This window comes from Campylobacter sputorum (genome assembly GCF_002220775.1).
Taxonomy (GTDB): Bacteria; Campylobacterota; Campylobacteria; order Campylobacterales; family Campylobacteraceae; genus Campylobacter_F; species Campylobacter_F bovis.
Genome location: NZ_CP019685.1, coordinates 237576 through 257499, shown reverse-complemented (window position 1 = coordinate 257499; position 19924 = coordinate 237576). Strand labels below are relative to the sequence as shown.

The window sequence follows — 19924 nt, the reverse complement described above, 5'->3', positions numbered from 1 at the left end:
AAAATTTATAAATAAAAACCTAAAAGTGAGATTAGAAATTCTTAACTCTTATATCATAACTTCCTATTACTCTTCCTAAAATTTCAATCTCTTCTAAATCTTTTATCTTTATAGGTTTATATTGGGGATTGTCACTAATAAGCATTAATGGAAATGAAGTAAATTTTAAATCGAGAGAAAGGTAATATCGAGTTAGCTTTTAATGGATTTTAGTTAAAATGCAAAAGAGTTTAAAGCTCTTTTGCGTAGTTACAACTAAGCTGTGAGCCCAATTTACAAGCTTTTTTATAATAAAATTTTGCTTTTTTTATATCTTTATTTAAACCATAGTCTCCCATTTTATACGCCAAACCTAATTGCTGACAACTTGTTGGATGATTTAGGTTTTCACAACCTGTTTTTAAGCATTGTAATGCCTCTATAAATTTATTTTCAAAAATGTAAATAGAATGCAAGTTAAGGCAAGACATACCATTTCCGAGATCGCAACCATTTTGAAATAGTGGTTTTTGCAATTCTCTTCTTTTTATGATATCTTTTTCTTTGCTATCATAAAAAACACCAGCCTCAAGGCAAGCTTTTGAATCGCCATTGTTGCATTTTGAAATATATTCTTCAAGCTCTTCTCCAAAAGAAAAACAAAAAAATAGTATAAATAAAAATAATTTTTTCAACATAATATTTCCTTTTAAATTTAAGTAAATTATGTATTTTAATAATATATCTATAAAAAATTTATAAATTTAGTTTATTAATTATCATTTTAGCCGATTATAGTCATATAACTACAAAAGAATTTATAATGAATATAAGCTCACTTAGTAGTGGTGATATAGTCGTCTATAATGACAATTTGAAATTTGATAATGTGCAGAGATTACAATCTCAAAAACAGGTAGAGCAAAATCCACGCACCATAGATATAGATACAAAGTATGAAGAATACACAAAGTATGAAATAACTCAAAAAAATTTAGAAAACTCCGCTAAAACTTATATATTATCATCTATAAATGCTACTATTTCGGATTATAAACCAAGTTTTAAAAAATACGATTATTATCATATGCAAGATTTCAAATTTGATGAAGCAGAAGAAAACAGAACTTATGTTGCGTATAATAGATTTACAAATGAGTATGATACAATTACCATTCATTATGATGCACTTAAACCCATACATAACATAGAAACATTTGGTCATGGGTTGGAGTATAATAGTAGCTTTAGAAGAACTTATGACGCAATTGCAAGCTATGGTATGGTAGGTTACTTCGCAACAGATAGGTTTTACGATATGTCTGATCGAGATATTAAAAAACCTGATTTTTCTACCATGAAAAATAGTTTTTGTATTTGTAAAAACTCATACTTTGAAAATATAAACTATGATGGGATAATAGACCCACTAGTAATCTTTGACACCAAACCCCTAAACCTAAACTCATATGCAAACTCTAATCTTTTAAAAACACCTTATGGTGAAGTAACTATATTTTATGATGAGTTTGATGATAATGATAAACTAGGATTTGGAACATTCTCATCAAATTCTCTACTTTTTAACTTTGATTCAAATGGCGATGGATTTGTTAATGCAAGTGATAAAGATTTTAATAAACTAAAAGTAAGAGGATATGATATAAATGGTAATGAAAAGATAGCTAAGCTTAGTGATGTTATGCCAAGCATAAATTTAAGAGATTTTATAAATGATGATATAATCAATTATAATGATAAATATATAGATGAGCATAACTTAAAATATCCACATCAAAAAATAGACAAATCAAAGCTTGATTATAGACTATCATATAATGCTTCAAATCCATATACCAAATTTAAAGCAGAATATAGATATGAGATGATTAAAGAAGATGAGTTAAATAAATTCTTTGAAATGTATGCTAATGAAGATGGTTGGGTTGATTTAACAAATAATCATAATGCTATTTTTAATAAAAACTCAGCTTTTCATAACTTTGCTTATATGAAAAAAGATTTAAATGGTGAGTTAAGCCTTAGTGAGTTTAATCCTATATTTAGTGATAAAGAACTAGATAAAAACTTCTCATATACAAACTATCAAAAACAAAATTTTATGAAGTTTTATAATGACTATTATAAAGAGTTAAATTCTCATAATAAAAATATAGAGTGGCTAAGTAAAAATCTAAAAGATTATGATGTAAAAGATGCTGATATTTATATAGATAAATTAAAAGATATAAAATCTCCTTATCTTATAGCTATGGAAAATGAATTCAAAGAAGCAACTGGGCTAGATTTTAGTTTAGAAAATTTAAACAAAGTAAAACAATATTTTGAGATAAATTCAACTAAAACAGCTAATGCTCTAAAAGATACAGATAGTGTTGTTGCTATGAAACTAAATAAAAATGGTTCTATAACACTTAAATTTAATAGCGGCAGACAAATAGTTGTAAATGAACTATATAGTGATACAGGCAAACTTTTAGGTGATAAAGATAAACAAGTAAGTGTAAATTTAAAAGCTAAAAATATGAATGAAGATGAGTTAAATTTATTAGTAAGCACTAAATCAGATAGCATAGGTATAAAAACAGAAAATAACAGATACCAAACTCTAAAAGACTTAGGAGTAAAAAGCATTAAAAAACTATCAAATAATAAATTTATACTTTACTTACAAGATAATACATTTATAAGCACAAAAGAGCTTTATAATATAACTTATATAGATAGATTTTTAAATGATAATAGTGGTTTACATAATAACAGCAATAATTTAAAGAAAAACTCAAATAACAATAATAGTAATTTAAATTTAAATGATAACAACTCAAATAATTTAAATAACAATAACAATTTAAATTCAAATTTAAACAATCACAATGAGTTAAATTCAAATAACAATATAAATAATAGCATAAACAACAATGAACTAAATTTAGATAACAACAGCTCAAATTTAAATAACTTATCTTTAAATTTAAATAATACTACAAATAAAACAATTCATCCAAATGATATGTTTTATAGAAAAGTTGATGTTAGAGTATGAAAGTGTTTAAACAATACAAAAAAGAGTTTTTAAATATAGCTTTAAAAGATTAGTTAAAATCTAAAAGTTTTAAATAAGAGCCGAGAAATTTAACTTATTAGCTGCTTTACAAACATAAAAAAGATTGTAACAAAAACATAAAAAATAATTCAAATTTAAAAGATATTTTATGAATGTTTTTGTAAGGATAATCATATAAGATACTTTACATTACTAGAAATTTATAACTAAATTTTATTTTAAATTTGACAATTATGGATTTATGATTGCGATATACTAATGAAACATTTTAACACAAAGTAGAGACAATGTTAAAGTTTTAAAAGCCATACTTTTAAGTTCTTTGCTGGCTGTTGCAATAAATGCTGGAGATTTTTTTCTAGTGTAACAAATGGTGAATTAAGCAATAATTCTATTGGTATTACACGCCTTGATGATGCAAATATGCAAAAAGTTAAAGGTGGGTTAGATTATAGTGATATTAAGAGATTAAGTTCAAACCAAGCTGGTGTTTTTGCTAAGTATGAGTCGAAAGATGGTCCTTATTTGCTAAAAGAATACAAGGCAGCTCTTGGACCATTTGTTTATGATATGAATAGATACTTTGTTATGTATGCTGTTACTAGAAATATAGAAGCTTCAAGATATGGCAGGTATGTAGTATTTAAATATGATATGGGAGCATATGATGATATAGCAAAAGAGTATCACTCTATAAATAATAGTGGTATAATGAATAATAACTCTATTATTTCAAGACTAAGAGATAATTTTAAAACAAGACTAGAAAGCGAGTTAGGCGGCTGGACAGCTAGATAAACTTAATTACCCGCTTTAAAAAAGCGGGTAATATTAAAAGGATTTAAAATGATAAGTAGTATAAATGGATTTGAATCAAATTTAAGTTATTACAATACAAACATAAATTTAAAAGAAAATCATGCAAAACAACAATTAGAACAAGATAGTTCTAATATCAAAGAACAAATCATAAATCAAACTAATGAAAACAAATTAGAAGAAAATACAAAAGATATAATTACAAAAATCAAAGAAAAACAAAAAACACAATCAAAAGAAGAGATGGCTAAACAAAATGCTAGATTTAGAAACTACTTTTATAATAAATCAGATTATGATATCCTTGGAGAATTTGTTAAATTTGATAGAAATGAAGTTGATTGGAAAGAAAAATCTATAGTTCAATTAGAAGAATTGCTAAATAAAAAATATACAAAACAAGAACAAGAGTATATATATTAAATATATTAATATTTGATATAGAAACTATAGGAGATGCAGATCTTTTAATAGATAATAATTTAGTGACTTGGTTGCATAATTTAAAAGATAAAGTTGCACAAGGTGGAAAATTATCTATTTGGGATAGAAGGCTAGGCTGGGGAACAATGCAACAAGAGCAAGAGCTGGAGGATTTTTTTGATTCTCTTCCTAAAGGAGCATATTCAATAGGAGATTTTGGATCTTGGCTTTTAAGAAATTATTTTGATGAAGATATAACAGAATTTAAAAGATTATACACAGAAGATAGAGAAAAATCAACTGCTGCAAAAAGAGCACAAGTTGAGAAAGAAAATAAAGAAATAAGAGAATATAATGAAAAACTAGCAAAAGAGAAAAAAAGAGATGCTAGATAAGTATAAACCAATAAAGTAAAAACATTTAATAAAGAAACTTATGATATGCAAAATGATCCAAGACTATTTTATACTAGTAAGCTTTTACAAAGACAAAACAAAGAAGATGTAAAACTTTTCTAGAACTTATGGAGAAATTAGAAAAAAGATTGGGGTTGATGTTAGGGTTTGATGATGGCTCCGGATGCTGGATTCGAACCAGCGACCAATCGGTTAACAGCCGACTACTCTACCGCTGAGCTAATCCGGAATGATTAAAAATGAAATGTAATTATACATAAAAATTAACCAAATGTCAAGAAATTTTAGAAATTTATGGTAAAATAAATCTTATGATATATTTAGCACAAACAGATACAACTGCAGGTTTTTTAAGCAAAAATCTAAAAGAACTTAATAAAATAAAAAATAGAAACAAAAATCAACCTTGTTTAATCACAGTTTCTAAGCTTAAAGAGCTTAATAAACTTACTAGAATACCTGATAAATTTAAAAATTTAGTAAGAAAAGCAAAAAAAACCACATTTTTATATCCAAATAAAAAAGCCATTAGAGTGGTTAAAAATTCTCCTCATAGCAAATTTTTAGATGAACATGGCTGGATGTATTCAACTTCAGCAAATTTACACGGAGAAAAATTTGATTTAAATTATGCAAAAAGTGTGTGTGATATTGTAGTAGATAATGAATTTTTTGAAGACTTACCATCAAAAATATATAAAATTTCAAATACAAATATCAAAAAAATTAGATAATGAAGTATAAAATCGCAGTGTTTTACGATAAAAATTAATAAATATAAAAATCTTTTAAAAATAAAGTAATCCCGCAAAAGCGGGATTACAAACAAAACTTATCCAAATATCATTTCAAAATATGCGTAAATGATAAGGAATAAGAACACAAGACCTGTTATAAGCATAGCAAAACCAACCAACTTAGCAATTGTACTATAACTACTAAATTTGCTATTCATAATCTTAAGTTCTTCTAATCTACCTGATTTAACAAGCCTATCATACCATACGCTTCTTTCTTGTTTTAACTCTTCTTCAGTAATATGTCCAGAGAATATAACCATATCCATCGGGAATCTATCTGCTCTAAAGTGAGTATTAAAGAAATGCACAGCAAATATAAATCCTGTTGCAAGCAATGCTTCATCTGAGTGAACTAGTGTTGATAAATTTAGCGTCCAACCAGGCAAGAATGATGTAAATGCTGTTGGGAACCAAAGCACAAGACCAGAAAATCCGATAATAAACATACCCCAGAACACTGCAAGATAATCGAATTTTTCCCAATATGTCCATCTATCAAACTGAGGTCTAGGACCTTTACCCATAAACCATTTAAAATGATCTCTCATATCTCTAAAATCTTGCATATTTGGCATTAAAGAATCTGGTCCAAAAAGTGCTCTCATACACAATCTAAAGCTAATTTTACCGGTTTTAGGATCTCTAACTTTATCTCGTTTTTTCCAAGAATTTACACAAATTTCCACAATATTTAGTAAGAAACAAGCTATCATAATAATAGCAGATATATGGTGTATCTTAGTTGCCATTATAGGTCCGCCCATTAAATCTATCATATCCTGAGCCCAAGAAGCTGTATAGAATTTTTGTGGCAATCCAGAAAACGCAAGCCCTAAGAAACTAGCCGCAACAAAGAAGTGTTGAATTCTATGCATTGTGCTAAATCTAGAAATTTTAACCTTATCGTTATGTGATTTTTCTTTAGCTGCTTTCCATTTTTCTGGATTATTTATTCTAGCCATTATCAAGCGAACTGACCATAACAAAGTATGCAAACCAAAGAAACCAAATACAGCTATAACTAGCCCTGTCATAAACACATACGAATAATAAAGAACTGGATAATTATCTTTATCTTTATGATCAGCATGTGCTACAAACTCTGAAAAATTGATATTTGAGCCGGCATGACACTCTTTACAAGTATCTATACGATTTTGACCTTTAAATAATGTAGATTTAGGATCATCAACCTTAAATATATTATGAGTTCCATGACAATCAAAACAAGCAGCAACTGTCGGTGCTTTTGTAGGTGAATTTAAAAGCATTGCTTTACCATGGAATGTTTCATGATAGTGCATTTGCTCTTTTTCATGACAAGAACCGCATTTAAAATCACTAAGTTGTTTATAAGTAGTTTTATGGCCTTTTGCATCTGTTGTATGTACAGAGTGACAATCAGAACAGTTTGGCAACTCTTTGTTAAAGCCTTTTTCTCTAACTATCTTTTTGCTATGAACACTACCTTCAAATGTTTTACCTATGCCTTTGTGACAAGATACACAGTTGTTATTTACAAAGTCTTTATCCCTAAAAAGCTCTTCTTTTCGCTCTTTACTAGCAAGCATTATTGCCTTTGAACTATGGCAATCTCTACAAGAAGGCATATCTCCAAATCTTAATTCACCATGCACCCCATCTTTATAACTTTCAACTTTTTTATCCGTTAGTTTTTCTTTCTTTTTTCCAGAAAAATCTGTTTTTTCTATTTTTCTACCTGAAAGTATCCAGCCTTCAATTCCTTCAATCATTATATAGACATTTTTATATCCAGCATCAAGAGCTTCTTTTGCAGCCATTGAACTAATATGAGAATATCTATTCATACAATAAAAGACTAATTTAGCATTTTTATCTTTAGGCAAAGAAACTAATATATTTTTAGCATTTACATAATCTAAAAATATTGCATCTTTTATATGAGCATTTTCATACACTGATTGGGGATTGGTATCTACAAAATATACATCTTTGTTACCAAGCAATTCTTCTGCTTGTTTCATATTTATAGATGTAGCTCCCTCTACTCCTAGATTAAAATCACCAGGAGCTGATGCAAAAAGAGATACAGACAAGCCTAGAACAAAAAAAAGAGCTATAAAACGAGTATATAATTTATACATATTTTTCTCCTCAATTATAAGCATAAGCACCAAATTTAGTGCTTATGCTGTATTTTGGCAAATTATTTCTTGCCGTCTAAAATGTTCTGAGCTTGTTTTATGTAAACTAAAGCCTCATCAACTATTTTCTTAGAGTAAGCAGGTCCATGAACACCCCATGATCCATCTTTTTGAAGTTTTTCTAAAATTTCTTGAGCTTGTTTAGTTAAAGTTATAACTTTAACTTTTTTCTCTGTTGAAAGACTTGAATTAGCCATAGCCTTATCTATTTTCTTGATACCATCGCTAATTTCAGCAAAACCAGTTTTTATAGGTGTTTGCCATTTCATTACAACATCATAAATTTTCTCTTGATCTGTAAAGTGTAAATCTTTTGGTAATGTTGATTGAACAGCACTATGGCATCCACTAGCATTTGGTCCAGCCATAAGATCAGGATCGCTAAAGCTTGTTCTACCGCAACTCCACATCAAGTCAACAAAGAATCTACCATTTTCATCTCTTTCAAATCTCCATCCCTTAACTTTTAGAGGATCTCTTGGTTTTCCTGCTGGAGGATTGATTGATTTAGCTGTTTTATCAACTTTTATATTCCATATGTGACTTGCTCTAACATTATCAAATCCAGCTTTATCAGGATTTTGAACTGCTGCAAAGTTTTCACAACTCATCATATTTGGCATATGGCAACCTGTACAATTATCTTTTGCATGAATTCCGCCTTGTTTAAAGAAACTAGCTTGTGTTTCATGACAATCTTGACAAGTTTTCTTAAGACCTGTTCTTGTATATCCATCTTTCCAGTCATTTGCTGTAACTTCATGTGGATCGTGGCAAGTGTTACATCTCATACCTTTATCGTAGTGAGCTGAACTATACATTTGAGAACCCTCTGTTCCACAAGATGGGCAACTTGATTTGAAATAAACATTGAATGGTTTTCTAGGATTTGGCTCTGCTTCATCTGCATGGTATGCAAATCTTTGGTGACATCTTTCACAATTTGATGGCATTCCAGCACCTCTTGCACCATATAAGTGAGCACCAGCACCATGACACTCTTCACAGCTTATACCTTTTGATATCGTGTGTTTTCTAAGTTCTTCAACATTTCCGATTGCATTGTAAAATTCTTCAGTTGATTTAAAATCAAATTTAAAACTATGACAAACTTCACAATACGAACTTGCAGGTTGGAACATCATAGTTTCAGCATATTTTGAACCATATGAGTTTGTTCCCCAAACAGTTGATCTTGAGTGAGCAAACTCTTCCATTTTTGTTGGGAAACCTGGTGAAAATTCAGCTATTTTTTTAGCCATATCAGGGGTTATGTTTTCTGACCAAAGTCTTGAGAACTGATTACCTCCAGCAACCATTTTACCGCTTAAATCGCTTAAATTTCCATCTTGAACATGATAAGTTCCACGAACTAACCATCTATCTATAAAACCATATTTTGTTCTAGGTGTTCCAATAACAGCATAAACATCGTTAGCTTCTATACCCAAAGGCAAAATACTAGAAGGAGAATTATACATTTTCTTTTTAGGATCTCCGCCAACTTCTTCTAATTCATCTGGAAATCTAACAACTTTTGCGTGTCTTGATCTAGCCCATTGTGTATATTGAGCAGGGTGACACTCGCCACATTTTTTAGGACCTACAAATTTATTAGGAAAATCTAATATTGATTCCATACCAAGTCTGTAAGTTACAGCAGCATGCTCCAAACCAACTTTTTCAGCATATTTTGGACCACTATTAATCTCGACAAATTCTTCCATTCTATCGCTAATTGTATATTTTCCAACCAAGCGACCATCTTTTTCGTATTTAAACATTGGGTGTTTATCAATGAGTAAATCCATAAATTTATCGGCACCACGGACATAATCATCTAATGTTCTAGGTGTATTACCATCTTTTTCTGGATATCCAGCACTATTTAACTTCATTTGATATTTTTCTGCAGTTGTTTGTTCGGCATATACACCAGTGCTTAAAAAACAAGCACCAGCCAAAATCAAACAGGCTTTAGAAAAACGTCTTAACCAAGCATTCTCCATAAAATCCTCCTTTGGTGATTTTAATTTTACAAAATTAATATAACTTTATATATTAAGTTATGTATTTTAATTCATTTTTTGTTAAAAATAGCTTAATATTAAATGTAAAATAAATGTAATAAAAATGTCACTATGTGTATTGTTTAGATAAATACGAGCTTAGAGCCAATTTAACTTCATCTATAGAGGAGGAGAATTTATTAATAATAAATTGTGATTTATTAAAAGTTCGTTGTCTTTTGGCAAGTTGTATAGTATGTGTATTTATAAGCTCTATAAGATTTTGTTTTGAAATTTCATCTCTTAGATAACTAAATGTTTCTTTTAAACCTATGCAATTAAGGGATTTATGATGTGTTCCGTATTTTTTAGATAGATATTTTGCTTCATCTATCAAACCCATATTTAACATTTTTTGAGTTCTAATATTTATTTTTTTATTTAATAATTCTTTTGGAACTTGAATTTCAAATATTTTAATATTTTTTATAATCGGCTCTTGCCTATTTTCTTTTAAATATTTACTAGGAATTTGAGATGTTGTTTTGTAAATTTGATACCATTTATGAAGCCTAAATTTATCGTTTTTACTAAATTTATTTACAAAATTTGTATCAAATTTACAAGCTAACTCCCAAATTTCATCATCGCTTATATCTATTGTAATATCATCAAATTTAGGTGCAAGTCCTTTTAACATGGCATTTAAATAAAATCCGCTTCCGCCTGTTATTATAAGATTTTTGGAGTGCTTTTTAGCATAATCGCTTGCTTTTTGATACTCTTTTATAAACTCTCCAACGCTAAAATACTCATCTGGATATACCAAATTTATACCAAAATGTAAAACCAAGTTTAACTCATCTAAACTTGGCTTTGCTGAGGCGATATTTATCTCTTTATACAAACAAAGAGAATCAAGGCTTAAAATTACTGCATTATATCTCAAAGCTAACTCTATAGCTAAATCGCTTTTGCCGCTAGCAGTTGTTCCTATGATAGCTAATTCCAAGATGGCTACCTTATTAAGTATTTTGATATCAAAGCTTTATCTTCAAAAGGTGAAATTTGAAATTTTTCACTGCCTATAAAAACATCATATATTGAATTTGGATCCGTTTTTGCGTATGTTATGGCTATTTTTGAAGCTAGAAGTTTATCTTGATATGAAGAGTTTTTACTTATGAGGCTATATGCACCTATGTTTGGACTTATGTCGATATTTTCAAATTTAGTGTTTTTTAAAGAACTTAGTATTTCATTTTCTTTTTCATCTCTTCCCACTATCATTTTAGCTCCACCTTTAAGCCTTAAATGTCTGCCGTATCGTAAAAAAGATATATCAGAAGTTTCAAGTTTTTCGCCGTAATTTAACATATCTTTTATCTTATTTGAAAAATGCTCTAATGTAAGCAAACACCCACCAGCTGGGCTTGCATACTCTTTGATATCAAATTTCTTTACAAGCTCTAACTGCTTATCTCTACTTCTTCCGCTTATATCAAGCAGCAACTCTCTATCTACCCAGCCCATATTTTCGGGTTTTGTTGGACTTAAAAGCTTGGCACAAAGTGGGCGAAGTATGAGATTTTCTTCATCTCCACTAAGTCTAGCAACACTATTCATAGCTTCTCTTCTTTGGCTCATCGGTCTTTGACCTAAAACTTCGCCACTTATGACAAAATTTGCACTAAATTTATCAAGCAAATTTAGTGCTGTTTTAAACATATATCCATGACAATCTATACAAGGATTAAACCACTTTCCATAACCAAATTTAGGATTAAACAAAACATCTTGTAGATATCTCTCTTGCATATCAATAACTTCAAAATCAGCACCCACACTTGCTGCTCTATGTCTTAAAATTTTAAAATGCTCACTTGTTGCACCAAATCCATTATCCATATAAAGTGCAGTTACTTCTAATCCTTGCAAAGTTATCAGCTTTATAGCAAGCATACTATCAAGCCCTCCGCTAAATAGTGCTAAAGCTCTCATTTTAAGCCTTTTAACTTCATAATTTTTGAGTTTATTTTTTCTATCTTTTCAAGTTTATTTTCTATATTTGCATTTTTCATAGCTTCTAACATACCCTCGTAATATTTTATCTTTAACATTTTTATAGCTTGCAAAAATGTATCTTCGTTTTTATAAATTTCCACGCTCTCATCAAAATCAAGTTCCCTTAATACGCCTTCATCTTCTTCATTTTTTGCACCATAAACAACAGCTCCATACTCTTTTTTATGAACTCTAAAATAACTTTTCTCACAAAGTTCAACCAAAATGCGTTTTAAATTTGAAAAACTCATTGCACTTTTTAAAATACTAAGTTCTAAATAATCTTTATTTTTAAATTTAATCTCAGGCTTTGATTCTTTTTTTGCGTAGCGATAGTTTAATCTAAAATTATCTAAATTTAACACTTCGCTCACAACACCCTCATAAGACATAGCCATAACCTTTGGCAGAGATCTTAAAAACTCACTTATCTCATCATAGGCTTTTTGTTTTTGAATAGGACTTGTTATATCGTATTTTTTAGAAATCATTTTTATGTAAAACTGCCCTAGCTCCATTCCGTTATCAAAAAGCTCTTTTAATCTATCTATCTTGCGTTCTTTTACCATATCGGCTGGATCTTCGCCATTTTCTATGATAACAACACTTCCTTCTATCCCATTTTGTACTAAAAGTGCTGAGCTTTTTATGGCAGCATTTATACCAGCATTATCGCCATCAAAACTAAGGATTACTTTTATATCGCCTCTTTTTATAAGCGGTATGTGTTTTTGGGTTAAAGCTGTTCCAAGTACGGCAACTGCATTTGTAAAACCAGCTTTATGAAGCATAATAACATCCATATATCCTTCAACAATTATCATCTGCTTTTTTTCATAAATGCTGGTTTTTGCCTTGTCATATCCATACAATAAAGTGGATTTATCAAAAATTTTACTTTGTGGGCTATTTACATACTTTGCTGGATTATCTTTTGCCAGAGTTCTACCGCCAAAGCCAACTAAATTTCCAGCATGATTGCGTATAGGAAAAGTAACTCTTGATATAAAACTAGCATAAAGCCCATTTTGATTTTGTTTTATAATGCCTACATCAAGCGCATCGTTTTGATCTATTTCTTCATTTTGCAAAAGCCTTATAGTTGAGTTTGAATCAGGTGCAAAACCAACCTCAAATTTCTCTATCATAGCATCATTAAGTCCTCTATCATAAAGATAATTTAGTGCAAATTTATTTTGAAAGATAAGACTTCTATAATATGCATTTACGATATCAAGTATCTTTTTATCTGGTTTTTTGATATCATTTTGTGTTTTTATATAATTAAGTGCGAAATTTGAAATACTAGCTATTTTTTCAACAGCCTCTGGATAACTAAGCTTCTCGTAATCCATTACAAACTTTATCGCATCCCCTCCAGCACCACACGAAAAGCAGTGAAAAAGCCCTTTGTCGCTACTTATACTCATACTTGGATTTTTATCATCATGAAAAGGGCACAAACAAGTGCAATTATGTCCTACTCTTTTAAGTGGTATATAATGACCGATAATGTCAGCAATGTCGATTCTAAGTTTTAATTGTTCGATTGAATTAGGATCTATCATGGAAAAATTATACATTTATTTTGCTATAAATTCATTTAAATTTGCTATTTTCCATCAAAATTACATTTGATTTGTATTTATAAAACTTGCTTAAATTTAACAAAAATTTGAAAGGAAAATTATGAAAAGAGAAGTAAAAAAGCGGTTAAAGGATACAATACAATTGATGAAAATGGAGTGCATTTAGTAAGAGTTTTAGGAAATAAAACTTATGATGATTTTGACCCTATTTTAATGCTTGATTCATTTGATACAAAAAATTATGATGATTATAAAGGCGGTTTTCCTCTTCATCCACACAGAGGCATTGAAACAATAAGTTACATTTATCAAGGTGCTATGGAACACGGTGATTCTCTTGGAAATAAAGATATGATAAGCAATGGAGAAGTTCAGTGGATGTGTGCAGGCTCTGGCATAATGCATGAAGAAATACTGCCAAAAAGCAATAGAATGCTAGGAGTGCAGTTGTGGCTAAATTTGCCAAAAAACGACAAAATGACAACACCAAATTATAAAGCTATAAAAAACAGTGAAATCAAAGAAATAGATATAAAAGGTGGAAAAATAAGACTATTGGCTGGTAAATTTGGAAGCCAAAGCGGATACCTTAGCAAACATCTTCCGCTTGATTATTATGATATTCATCTAAAAAGTGGAGAAAGTTTTAGTTTAGATGTAGAAAATAATGCCTCAATAATGCTATTTACGCTGATTGGAGAAATAGAAATATCAAATCAAATTTATACAGAAAAAACAGCCATAAAACTAAGTAATGGAAATAAAGTAGAATTTAGTGCAAAAACCGATACGCAAGTTTTATTTATATCATCAATTAGACTTGATGAACAAATCGCTTGGGGTGGTCCAATTGTAATGAATACAAAAGAAGAGCTTTATGAAGCTTTTAGAGATCTTGATAACAATACATTTGTAAAAGAAAAGATAGAGGGGTTTTAACTCATAAGATTTGTTTAAATTTGATATAATAAAATCAAAAAATAGGATAAATTATGAAAAAACTTCTCGTTGTTGTGGATTTTCAAAATGACTTTGTTGATGGGGCACTTGGTTTTGATGGTGCTAAAAATTTAGAAAACATTATAGAAAACAAAATTATAGAATTTAAAAGCAACTCTTATGATATAGTTTTTACTCTTGATACTCACAAAAACAATTATTTACAAAGCGAAGAAGGTAAAAAATTACCAATTCCTCATGTAATCAAAGGCACAAAAGGACATGAAATTTATGGTAAGATAAAAAAGTATGCTACAGATTATCCGTGCTTAGAAAAATACACCTTTGGGTCTGATAAGCTAATGGAATTTATAAAAAGTAAGCCATTTTATGATGAGATAGAGCTTTGTGGATTAGTTAGTTCAATATGCGTAATCTCAAATGCAATTATAGCTAAAGCCGCAAGCCCAAATTCTCACATAGCAATAGACGCGAAAGCAACAGATTCCTATGATAAAACTATGCAAGAAAAGTGCTTTGATATTTTAGAACATTTACATGTCGAGATAAGAAATAGATAATAAATATCTAATGTATAAAAGTAAATTTATATTAAATAAAAATATAAAATATTTATTTTTATATAATATTTTTTAATGATAAATTTTATAGAATTTATGTAAATTTAATATTTAATTCGAGAAATCATTTATGGACAATACAGAACAAAAACCAATTTTTGTAATGAAAAGAAAAAAATCTTTTATGATAACTTTGTATTATATATTTGCTACTCTTTGGTATTTAGCAACAGCATTGGTTTGCTTTGGCTTACTGTTTAATGATAATATCACTTTTAATATTATTGGATTTGTACTTTTAATTTTTTTACCATATAATTTTTTTTGCATGTTTGATATAAAAGAAATTATTTGCTATGAAGACTATTTTATAACTAAAAAAAGTTTTTTACCAAAAAATGCCATTATAATGAATTGAGAAATGAATATAGTATAATTAGAACTATACTTCTAAAATGTATTGTTTTAAAATATAAAAAAATTAAACCTGGTGGTAATCTTATAAATTTAAATATGTTTAAAAAAGATGACATCAATAAATTTATAGAGTTTTTAGAAAGTAAAAATATCACTAAATATAAAATGTTTAAATTATAAGGAGTATTTATGCAAGGATATGCTTACACAAGAGACAACAATGGAACAAAAGAGGTAGTTGTATTTGATAAGAATATTGGTAAAAATATATGCAATAACTCACCATATAACGGATTCTTTATAAAAAGTAATCAAATAGCCAAGATAATACAAGATTTAAATGCATTTGCAAAAGACAATGGTATTGCAAATATAACTAATAGCTAGTTATCTTTATTCAAATTTAATCATATACATAAAATCAAAATTATTTATAAACCTATAAAGCATATTGTGTTAAAATTATACAAATCATAAAAAAGAGTAAATTTGGAAAATTTTTTTATAGAGTATCGTGATCCTATTTTTGGACTTATAGTCTTGATTGGAATCTTTTTCTTGATAGCATTTTTTAGCTATATTTGGGGGATTTTAGGCACAAAAGATGACAAAAAAAAGATACAAAATTTCATAAAAAAATTTGAAAGCACGCCGGGTTTAAACGATGAGCATAAAAAATTGCTTTTTGATATAGATTTAGACGCACACTCATTTGCAGTTTTAGCTCAAACTTTCGCAAAAAGTGGAAGCTTTGAAAAAGCTATCGTGATATATCTTGTTGCGATTGAAAAAAATAGTAAAAAACAAGAAAAAATAGAGCTTTTAGTAGAGCTTGGAAAAGTTTATTTTAAAGCTGGTTTTTTACAAAGAGCTGAAGATGTTTTTTTAGACACTTTAAAACTAAAACCTAGAAATAAAGAGGCGCTAACATACCTAATGCTAATATATGAAAGTTTTAAAAAATTTGATAAAGCGATGGAAGTTTTAGATGCATTAGAAGAACAAGGTGCAAATGTAGATAAAAACAAAATTTATATACAGATAAATGAGATAATAGCCCAAAAAATACCTCTTGAAGAAAAAATAGAAAAGATTTTAAATTTCGATGATGTATATGAAATTTCAAAAAGAATATGCATAGAACTTTTGCTTAAAAATGGCAAAAAACTGAGTGAATTTAAAAATTTTCCAAGCATAGATGGAGTTATAGACATACTTTGGCATGATAATGAAATCGTAAATTTACAAGATGAAGAGTATAAGGCTTTGTATTTCGCAAAAGGTATGATAAATAAACAAGCTAAAAGTAAATTTTTTGAAATTAACGCCATTGGAATTTTGAGGCAAAATAATTACAATTGCGCCGATATAAGTTTTTCATATATGTGTAAAAACTGCAAAAATTCGCTTCCAATGCATTTTTACAGATGTCCGATATGCCATAGTTTAGATGGTGTAAATATAAGTATGAATATAACAAAGAGTTATAATGAAAATAGTGAAACTTTTTAGCGATGGGAGTTGCCTTGGAAATCCAGGAGTTGGGGGCTGGGCTTATATACTAGAGTATAATGAATACCAAAAAAAAGATAGTGGTGCAAGTGAAAAAACAACGAATAATCAAATGGAATTAACAGCTGCTATAATGGGTATAAAAGCACTAAAAGAGCCTTGCAAAATAGAGCTTTTCACAGATAGTTCTTATGTAGCAAATGCAATAAATTCTTGGCTTAACAACTGGATAAAAAAAGATTTTAAAAAGGTGCAAAATATTGAGCTTTGGAAAGAGTATATAAAGGTAAGCTCAATACACAGCATAAAGGCATTTTGGGTTAAAGGACATAGCGGTCATAAACAAAATGAAGAGTGTGATAAAATGGCAAGAGATGCGGCAAATAAATTAAAAAATGGATAGATTATGAAATTAGACAAAATTCAAAACCTACTTGGTTATAAATTTAAAAATGAAACTCTACTCATAAATGCATTAACACATAAAAGTTGCAAAAAAAAGCATAGCAACGAAAGGCTTGAGTTTTTAGGTGATGCTGTTATGGATCTAATAGTAGCTGAATATCTTTGTAATAAATTTAAAGATATGAATGAAGGAGATTTATCAAAACTAAGGGCAGCTTTAGTAAACGAAAAAAGCTTTGCAACGCTTGCAACTTTGATAGATTTGCAAAATCATATCATATTATCAACCGCAGAAGAAAACAATAAAGGAAGACAAAAGCCATCTTTACTCTCAGACGCTTTTGAAGCAATAATGGGAGCCATTTACATAGAAAGCGGCATAGAAAAAGCAAAAGAAGTAGCAATAAATTTACTAAAAAAAGAGTATGAAAATATAAATTTAAAAACTATCAGCAAAGATTATAAAACACAACTCCAAGAAATTACTCAAGCAACTTATGGCAAAATACCGCAATATGTATTGATATCTTCAAAAGGGCCAGACCATAAAAAAGAATTTACAATGGCTTTAATGCTTGATAATAAAGAAATATCCAGTGCTAGTGGTACAAGTAAAAAAGAAGCCGAACAAAATGCAGCTAAACTTGCCATAGAAATTCTATCAAAAGGAAAGAAATGAATACTTTTGGCACAAAGCTTAGGCTGAGCACTTTTGGAGAAAGCCACGGCGTGGCAATTGGTGGTATACTAGATGGTTTGCCATCAAATGTAAAGATAGATGAGAGCTTTATACAAAATGAGCTTGATAAAAGAAAACCAGGAAGTAAATTTGCAACTTCAAGAAAAGAAAGTGACAAGGTGCAAATTTTAAGTGGTGTTTTTAATGGATTAAGCACCGGATGTCCAATTGGCTTTATAATACACAATGAAAATCAAAAATCATCCCATTATGAGAATATAAAAGACATCTTTCGCCCAGGACACGCTGATTACACATATTTTATGAAATTTGGTATAAGAGATTATAGAGGTGGCGGAAGAAGTAGTGCAAGAGAAAGTGCTATAAGAGTTTGTGGCGGGGCTATATCACAGCTTTTGCTATCAAATTTTGATATAAATGTTCAAAGCGCAGTTTATAGCGTAGGAAATATATCATCAAAATTTGAAAATATAGATTTTAAATATGCACAAAATTCCGAAATTTATGCTTGTTCAAAAGAGTTTGAAGATAAATTTAAACAAGAGATAATAAATGCAAAAAACTCTCACAACAGCGTAGGTGGAAGTGTTATAACTAAAATAACAGGAATTCCAGTTGGACTTGGAGAGGTATTATATGCTAAATTTGATGCTAAGTTAGCAGAAGCTATGATGGGTATAAATGGAGTAAAGGGTGTTGAGATAGGAAATGGCATAAACTCAGCTAAAAGCAATGGCTTTGAAAACAATGATTTTATGGATAAAAATGGCTTTTTAACTAACCATAGCGGCGGCATACTTGGTGGAATTACAAATGGCAATGAAATAATCATAAAAACCCACTTCAAACCAACTCCATCCATATTTTTACAAGAACCAACAATAGATGTAAATTTAAAAGAGTGTATTTGTGAACTAAAAGGCAGACACGATCCTTGTATAGCAATTCGCGGAAGTGTCGTAGCAACAGCAATGGCAAGACTAGTATGTGCAGATATGCTACTTCTAAATGCAAGTGCAAATTTAGAAAATTTAAAGAAAATTTACAAGGATTAATGTTGAAAATAATAGTCGCAACTGGCAATAAAAACAAAGTAAAAGAGATAAAAGATTTTTATACAAATTATGAAATTTACGCACTAGATGAGATAATAAAACCATTTGAAATAATAGAAAATGGCGATACTTTCGCAAAAAATGCTCTTATAAAAGCAAATGCTGTTTTTGATAAACTTAGCAATCAGCAAAAAGATGAATTTATAGTTTTAAGCGATGATAGCGGCATTTGTGTAGATATATTAAATGGTGAGCCAGGAATTTATTCTGCAAGATATAGCGGAGAAAATGCTACAGATAGCAAAAATAGACAAAAACTCATATCAAAGCTAAATGAATTAAGATTAAATGCGACATCAGCACATTATACAGCTTGTATAGCAATAGCTTGTAAATTTGGTAGCTACACAACCCATGGATGGATGTATGGTAAGATTATAAATGAAGAACGCGGAGAGAATGGCTTTGGATATGATTTTATGTTTATCGCAAATGGATTTGATAAAACCATAGGTGAGCTTGATGAAAAAACAAAATTAAAAATTTCTCATAGATCAAATGGTTTAAGAAATGCTGATTTTATTATACGAAGTTTAAAAAAATATTACGAGGTGTAATTATGAAAAAAATCTTTATTTGTCTTATTTTATCCATAGTTTCATTAAGTGCAACACAAACAGATCAATCACAAAAAGATGCTAAAAAAATTTATAAAACTTGTGCAACCTGCCATGGTATAAATGGCGATAGTCCAGCTCTTGGTAAAAGTGCTGCTATAAATTTAATGAACGAAGAGCAGATATCACAAGCTCTTAATGGATACTTAGATGGAAGCTATGGCGGAGAGTTAAAAATTGTTATGAAAATAGAAGCACAAAAACTAACAAAAGAAGAGATACAAAGCGTTGCAAAATATATACAAACACTAAAAAAATAAGCCAA

At 29.3% G+C, this 19924-nt stretch carries 21 protein-coding genes and 1 tRNA gene; 14 read left to right on the top strand and 8 right to left on the bottom strand.

The annotated features are described in order from the left end of the window. Positions 1–31: 31 nt before the first annotated feature. On the bottom strand, positions 32–145 hold the full coding sequence (locus CSPB_RS09000; RefSeq protein WP_227484230.1) for a S24 family peptidase: 114 nt from the start codon (positions 143–145) through the stop codon (positions 32–34). A gap of 85 nt (positions 146–230) precedes the next feature. Continuing rightward, complete coding sequence (locus CSPB_RS01340) at positions 231–677, bottom strand: SEL1-like repeat protein (protein ID WP_089192856.1); 447 nt, start codon at positions 675–677, stop codon at positions 231–233. A 125-nt stretch (positions 678–802) separates the two neighbouring features. Here CSPB_RS01340 and CSPB_RS01335 point away from each other — a divergent pair, with 125 nt between their 5' ends. From CSPB_RS01335 to CSPB_RS01320, 4 genes are all read left to right on the top strand, one after another. After that, positions 803–3046: a hypothetical protein gene (locus CSPB_RS01335; protein ID WP_089192855.1), complete on the top strand. Its 2244-nt coding sequence runs from the start codon at positions 803–805 to the stop codon at positions 3044–3046. A gap of 444 nt (positions 3047–3490) precedes the next feature. Further along, positions 3491–3865, top strand: coding sequence for a hypothetical protein (locus CSPB_RS01330; RefSeq protein ID WP_089192854.1), 375 nt, complete (start codon positions 3491–3493; stop codon positions 3863–3865). Between the two features lie 48 nt (positions 3866–3913). Next, positions 3914–4309, top strand: coding sequence for a hypothetical protein (locus tag CSPB_RS01325; protein ID WP_089192853.1), 396 nt, complete (start codon positions 3914–3916; stop codon positions 4307–4309). Positions 4310–4371: 62 nt separating this feature from the next. Then, a complete protein-coding gene (locus CSPB_RS01320; protein WP_089192852.1) occupies positions 4372–4704 on the top strand; it encodes a hypothetical protein in 333 nt (110 codons plus the stop codon). A 175-nt stretch (positions 4705–4879) separates the two neighbouring features. Here CSPB_RS01320 and CSPB_RS01315 read toward each other — a convergent pair. Continuing rightward, positions 4880–4954, bottom strand: a tRNA-Asn gene (locus tag CSPB_RS01315). Between the two features lie 82 nt (positions 4955–5036). Between CSPB_RS01315 and CSPB_RS01310 the strand changes: the two genes are divergently transcribed. Then, positions 5037–5459 carry a Sua5/YciO/YrdC/YwlC family protein gene (locus CSPB_RS01310; protein ID WP_089192851.1) on the top strand — a complete coding sequence of 141 codons (423 nt, stop codon included), beginning with the start codon at positions 5037–5039 and terminating at the stop codon, positions 5457–5459. Positions 5460–5557: 98 nt separating this feature from the next. Here CSPB_RS01310 and CSPB_RS01305 read toward each other — a convergent pair whose 3' ends face one another. From CSPB_RS01305 to dnaG, 5 genes are all read right to left on the bottom strand, one after another. Then, positions 5558–7651: a rhodanese-like domain-containing protein gene (locus CSPB_RS01305; RefSeq protein WP_089192850.1), complete on the bottom strand. Its 2094-nt coding sequence runs from the start codon at positions 7649–7651 to the stop codon at positions 5558–5560. Positions 7652–7713: 62 nt separating this feature from the next. Further along, positions 7714–9609, bottom strand: coding sequence for a cytochrome C (locus CSPB_RS01300; protein WP_227484210.1), 1896 nt, complete (start codon positions 9607–9609; stop codon positions 7714–7716). A 241-nt stretch (positions 9610–9850) separates the two neighbouring features. Then, entirely contained in the window at positions 9851–10735 is an 885-nt protein-coding gene (gene miaA, locus CSPB_RS01295) for a tRNA (adenosine(37)-N6)-dimethylallyltransferase MiaA (RefSeq protein WP_089192848.1), read from the bottom strand. Positions 10736–10737: 2 nt separating this feature from the next. After that, positions 10738–11721 carry an argininosuccinate synthase domain-containing protein gene (locus tag CSPB_RS01290; protein ID WP_089192847.1) on the bottom strand — a complete coding sequence of 328 codons (984 nt, stop codon included), beginning with the start codon at positions 11719–11721 and terminating at the stop codon, positions 10738–10740. Beyond that, entirely contained in the window at positions 11718–13367 is a 1650-nt protein-coding gene (gene dnaG / locus CSPB_RS01285; RefSeq protein ID WP_324248618.1) for a DNA primase, read from the bottom strand. Before dnaG ends, CSPB_RS01290 begins: the two co-directional genes overlap by 4 nt. A 162-nt stretch (positions 13368–13529) precedes the next feature. Between dnaG and CSPB_RS01280 the strand changes: the two genes are divergently transcribed. The 9 genes from CSPB_RS01280 to CSPB_RS01230 all read left to right on the top strand — a co-directional run bounded on the left by CSPB_RS01280 (position 13530) and on the right by CSPB_RS01230 (position 19919). Next, positions 13530–14312: a pirin family protein gene (locus CSPB_RS01280; RefSeq protein WP_201260248.1), complete on the top strand. Its 783-nt coding sequence runs from the start codon at positions 13530–13532 to the stop codon at positions 14310–14312. 53 nt (positions 14313–14365) lie between these two features. After that, complete coding sequence (locus tag CSPB_RS01275; protein WP_089192845.1) at positions 14366–14893, top strand: cysteine hydrolase family protein; 528 nt, start codon at positions 14366–14368, stop codon at positions 14891–14893. Positions 14894–15499: 606 nt separating this feature from the next. Continuing rightward, positions 15500–15697 (top strand): hypothetical protein, encoded by a 198-nt coding sequence (locus CSPB_RS01260; RefSeq protein ID WP_089192842.1) that lies wholly within the window; start codon positions 15500–15502, stop codon positions 15695–15697. Between the two features lie 102 nt (positions 15698–15799). Continuing rightward, entirely contained in the window at positions 15800–16822 is a 1023-nt protein-coding gene (locus CSPB_RS01255) for a tetratricopeptide repeat protein (RefSeq protein WP_089192841.1), read from the top strand. Next, entirely contained in the window at positions 16800–17225 is a 426-nt protein-coding gene (gene rnhA, locus CSPB_RS01250; RefSeq protein ID WP_033916935.1) for a ribonuclease HI, read from the top strand. The genes CSPB_RS01255 and rnhA overlap by 23 nt, the downstream gene beginning before the upstream one ends. Beyond that, positions 17226–17906, top strand: coding sequence for a ribonuclease III (gene rnc, locus CSPB_RS01245; RefSeq protein ID WP_193625338.1), 681 nt, complete (start codon positions 17226–17228; stop codon positions 17904–17906). Further along, positions 17903–18982: a chorismate synthase gene (aroC, locus tag CSPB_RS01240; protein WP_089192839.1), complete on the top strand. Its 1080-nt coding sequence runs from the start codon at positions 17903–17905 to the stop codon at positions 18980–18982. The genes rnc and aroC overlap by 4 nt, the downstream gene beginning before the upstream one ends. 2 nt (positions 18983–18984) lie before the next feature. Next, entirely contained in the window at positions 18985–19599 is a 615-nt protein-coding gene (rdgB, locus tag CSPB_RS01235) for an RdgB/HAM1 family non-canonical purine NTP pyrophosphatase (protein ID WP_089192838.1), read from the top strand. Positions 19600–19601: 2 nt separating this feature from the next. Then, positions 19602–19919 carry a c-type cytochrome gene (locus CSPB_RS01230; RefSeq protein ID WP_089192837.1) on the top strand — a complete coding sequence of 106 codons (318 nt, stop codon included), beginning with the start codon at positions 19602–19604 and terminating at the stop codon, positions 19917–19919. The last annotated feature ends 5 nt before the right edge of the window (positions 19920–19924 follow it).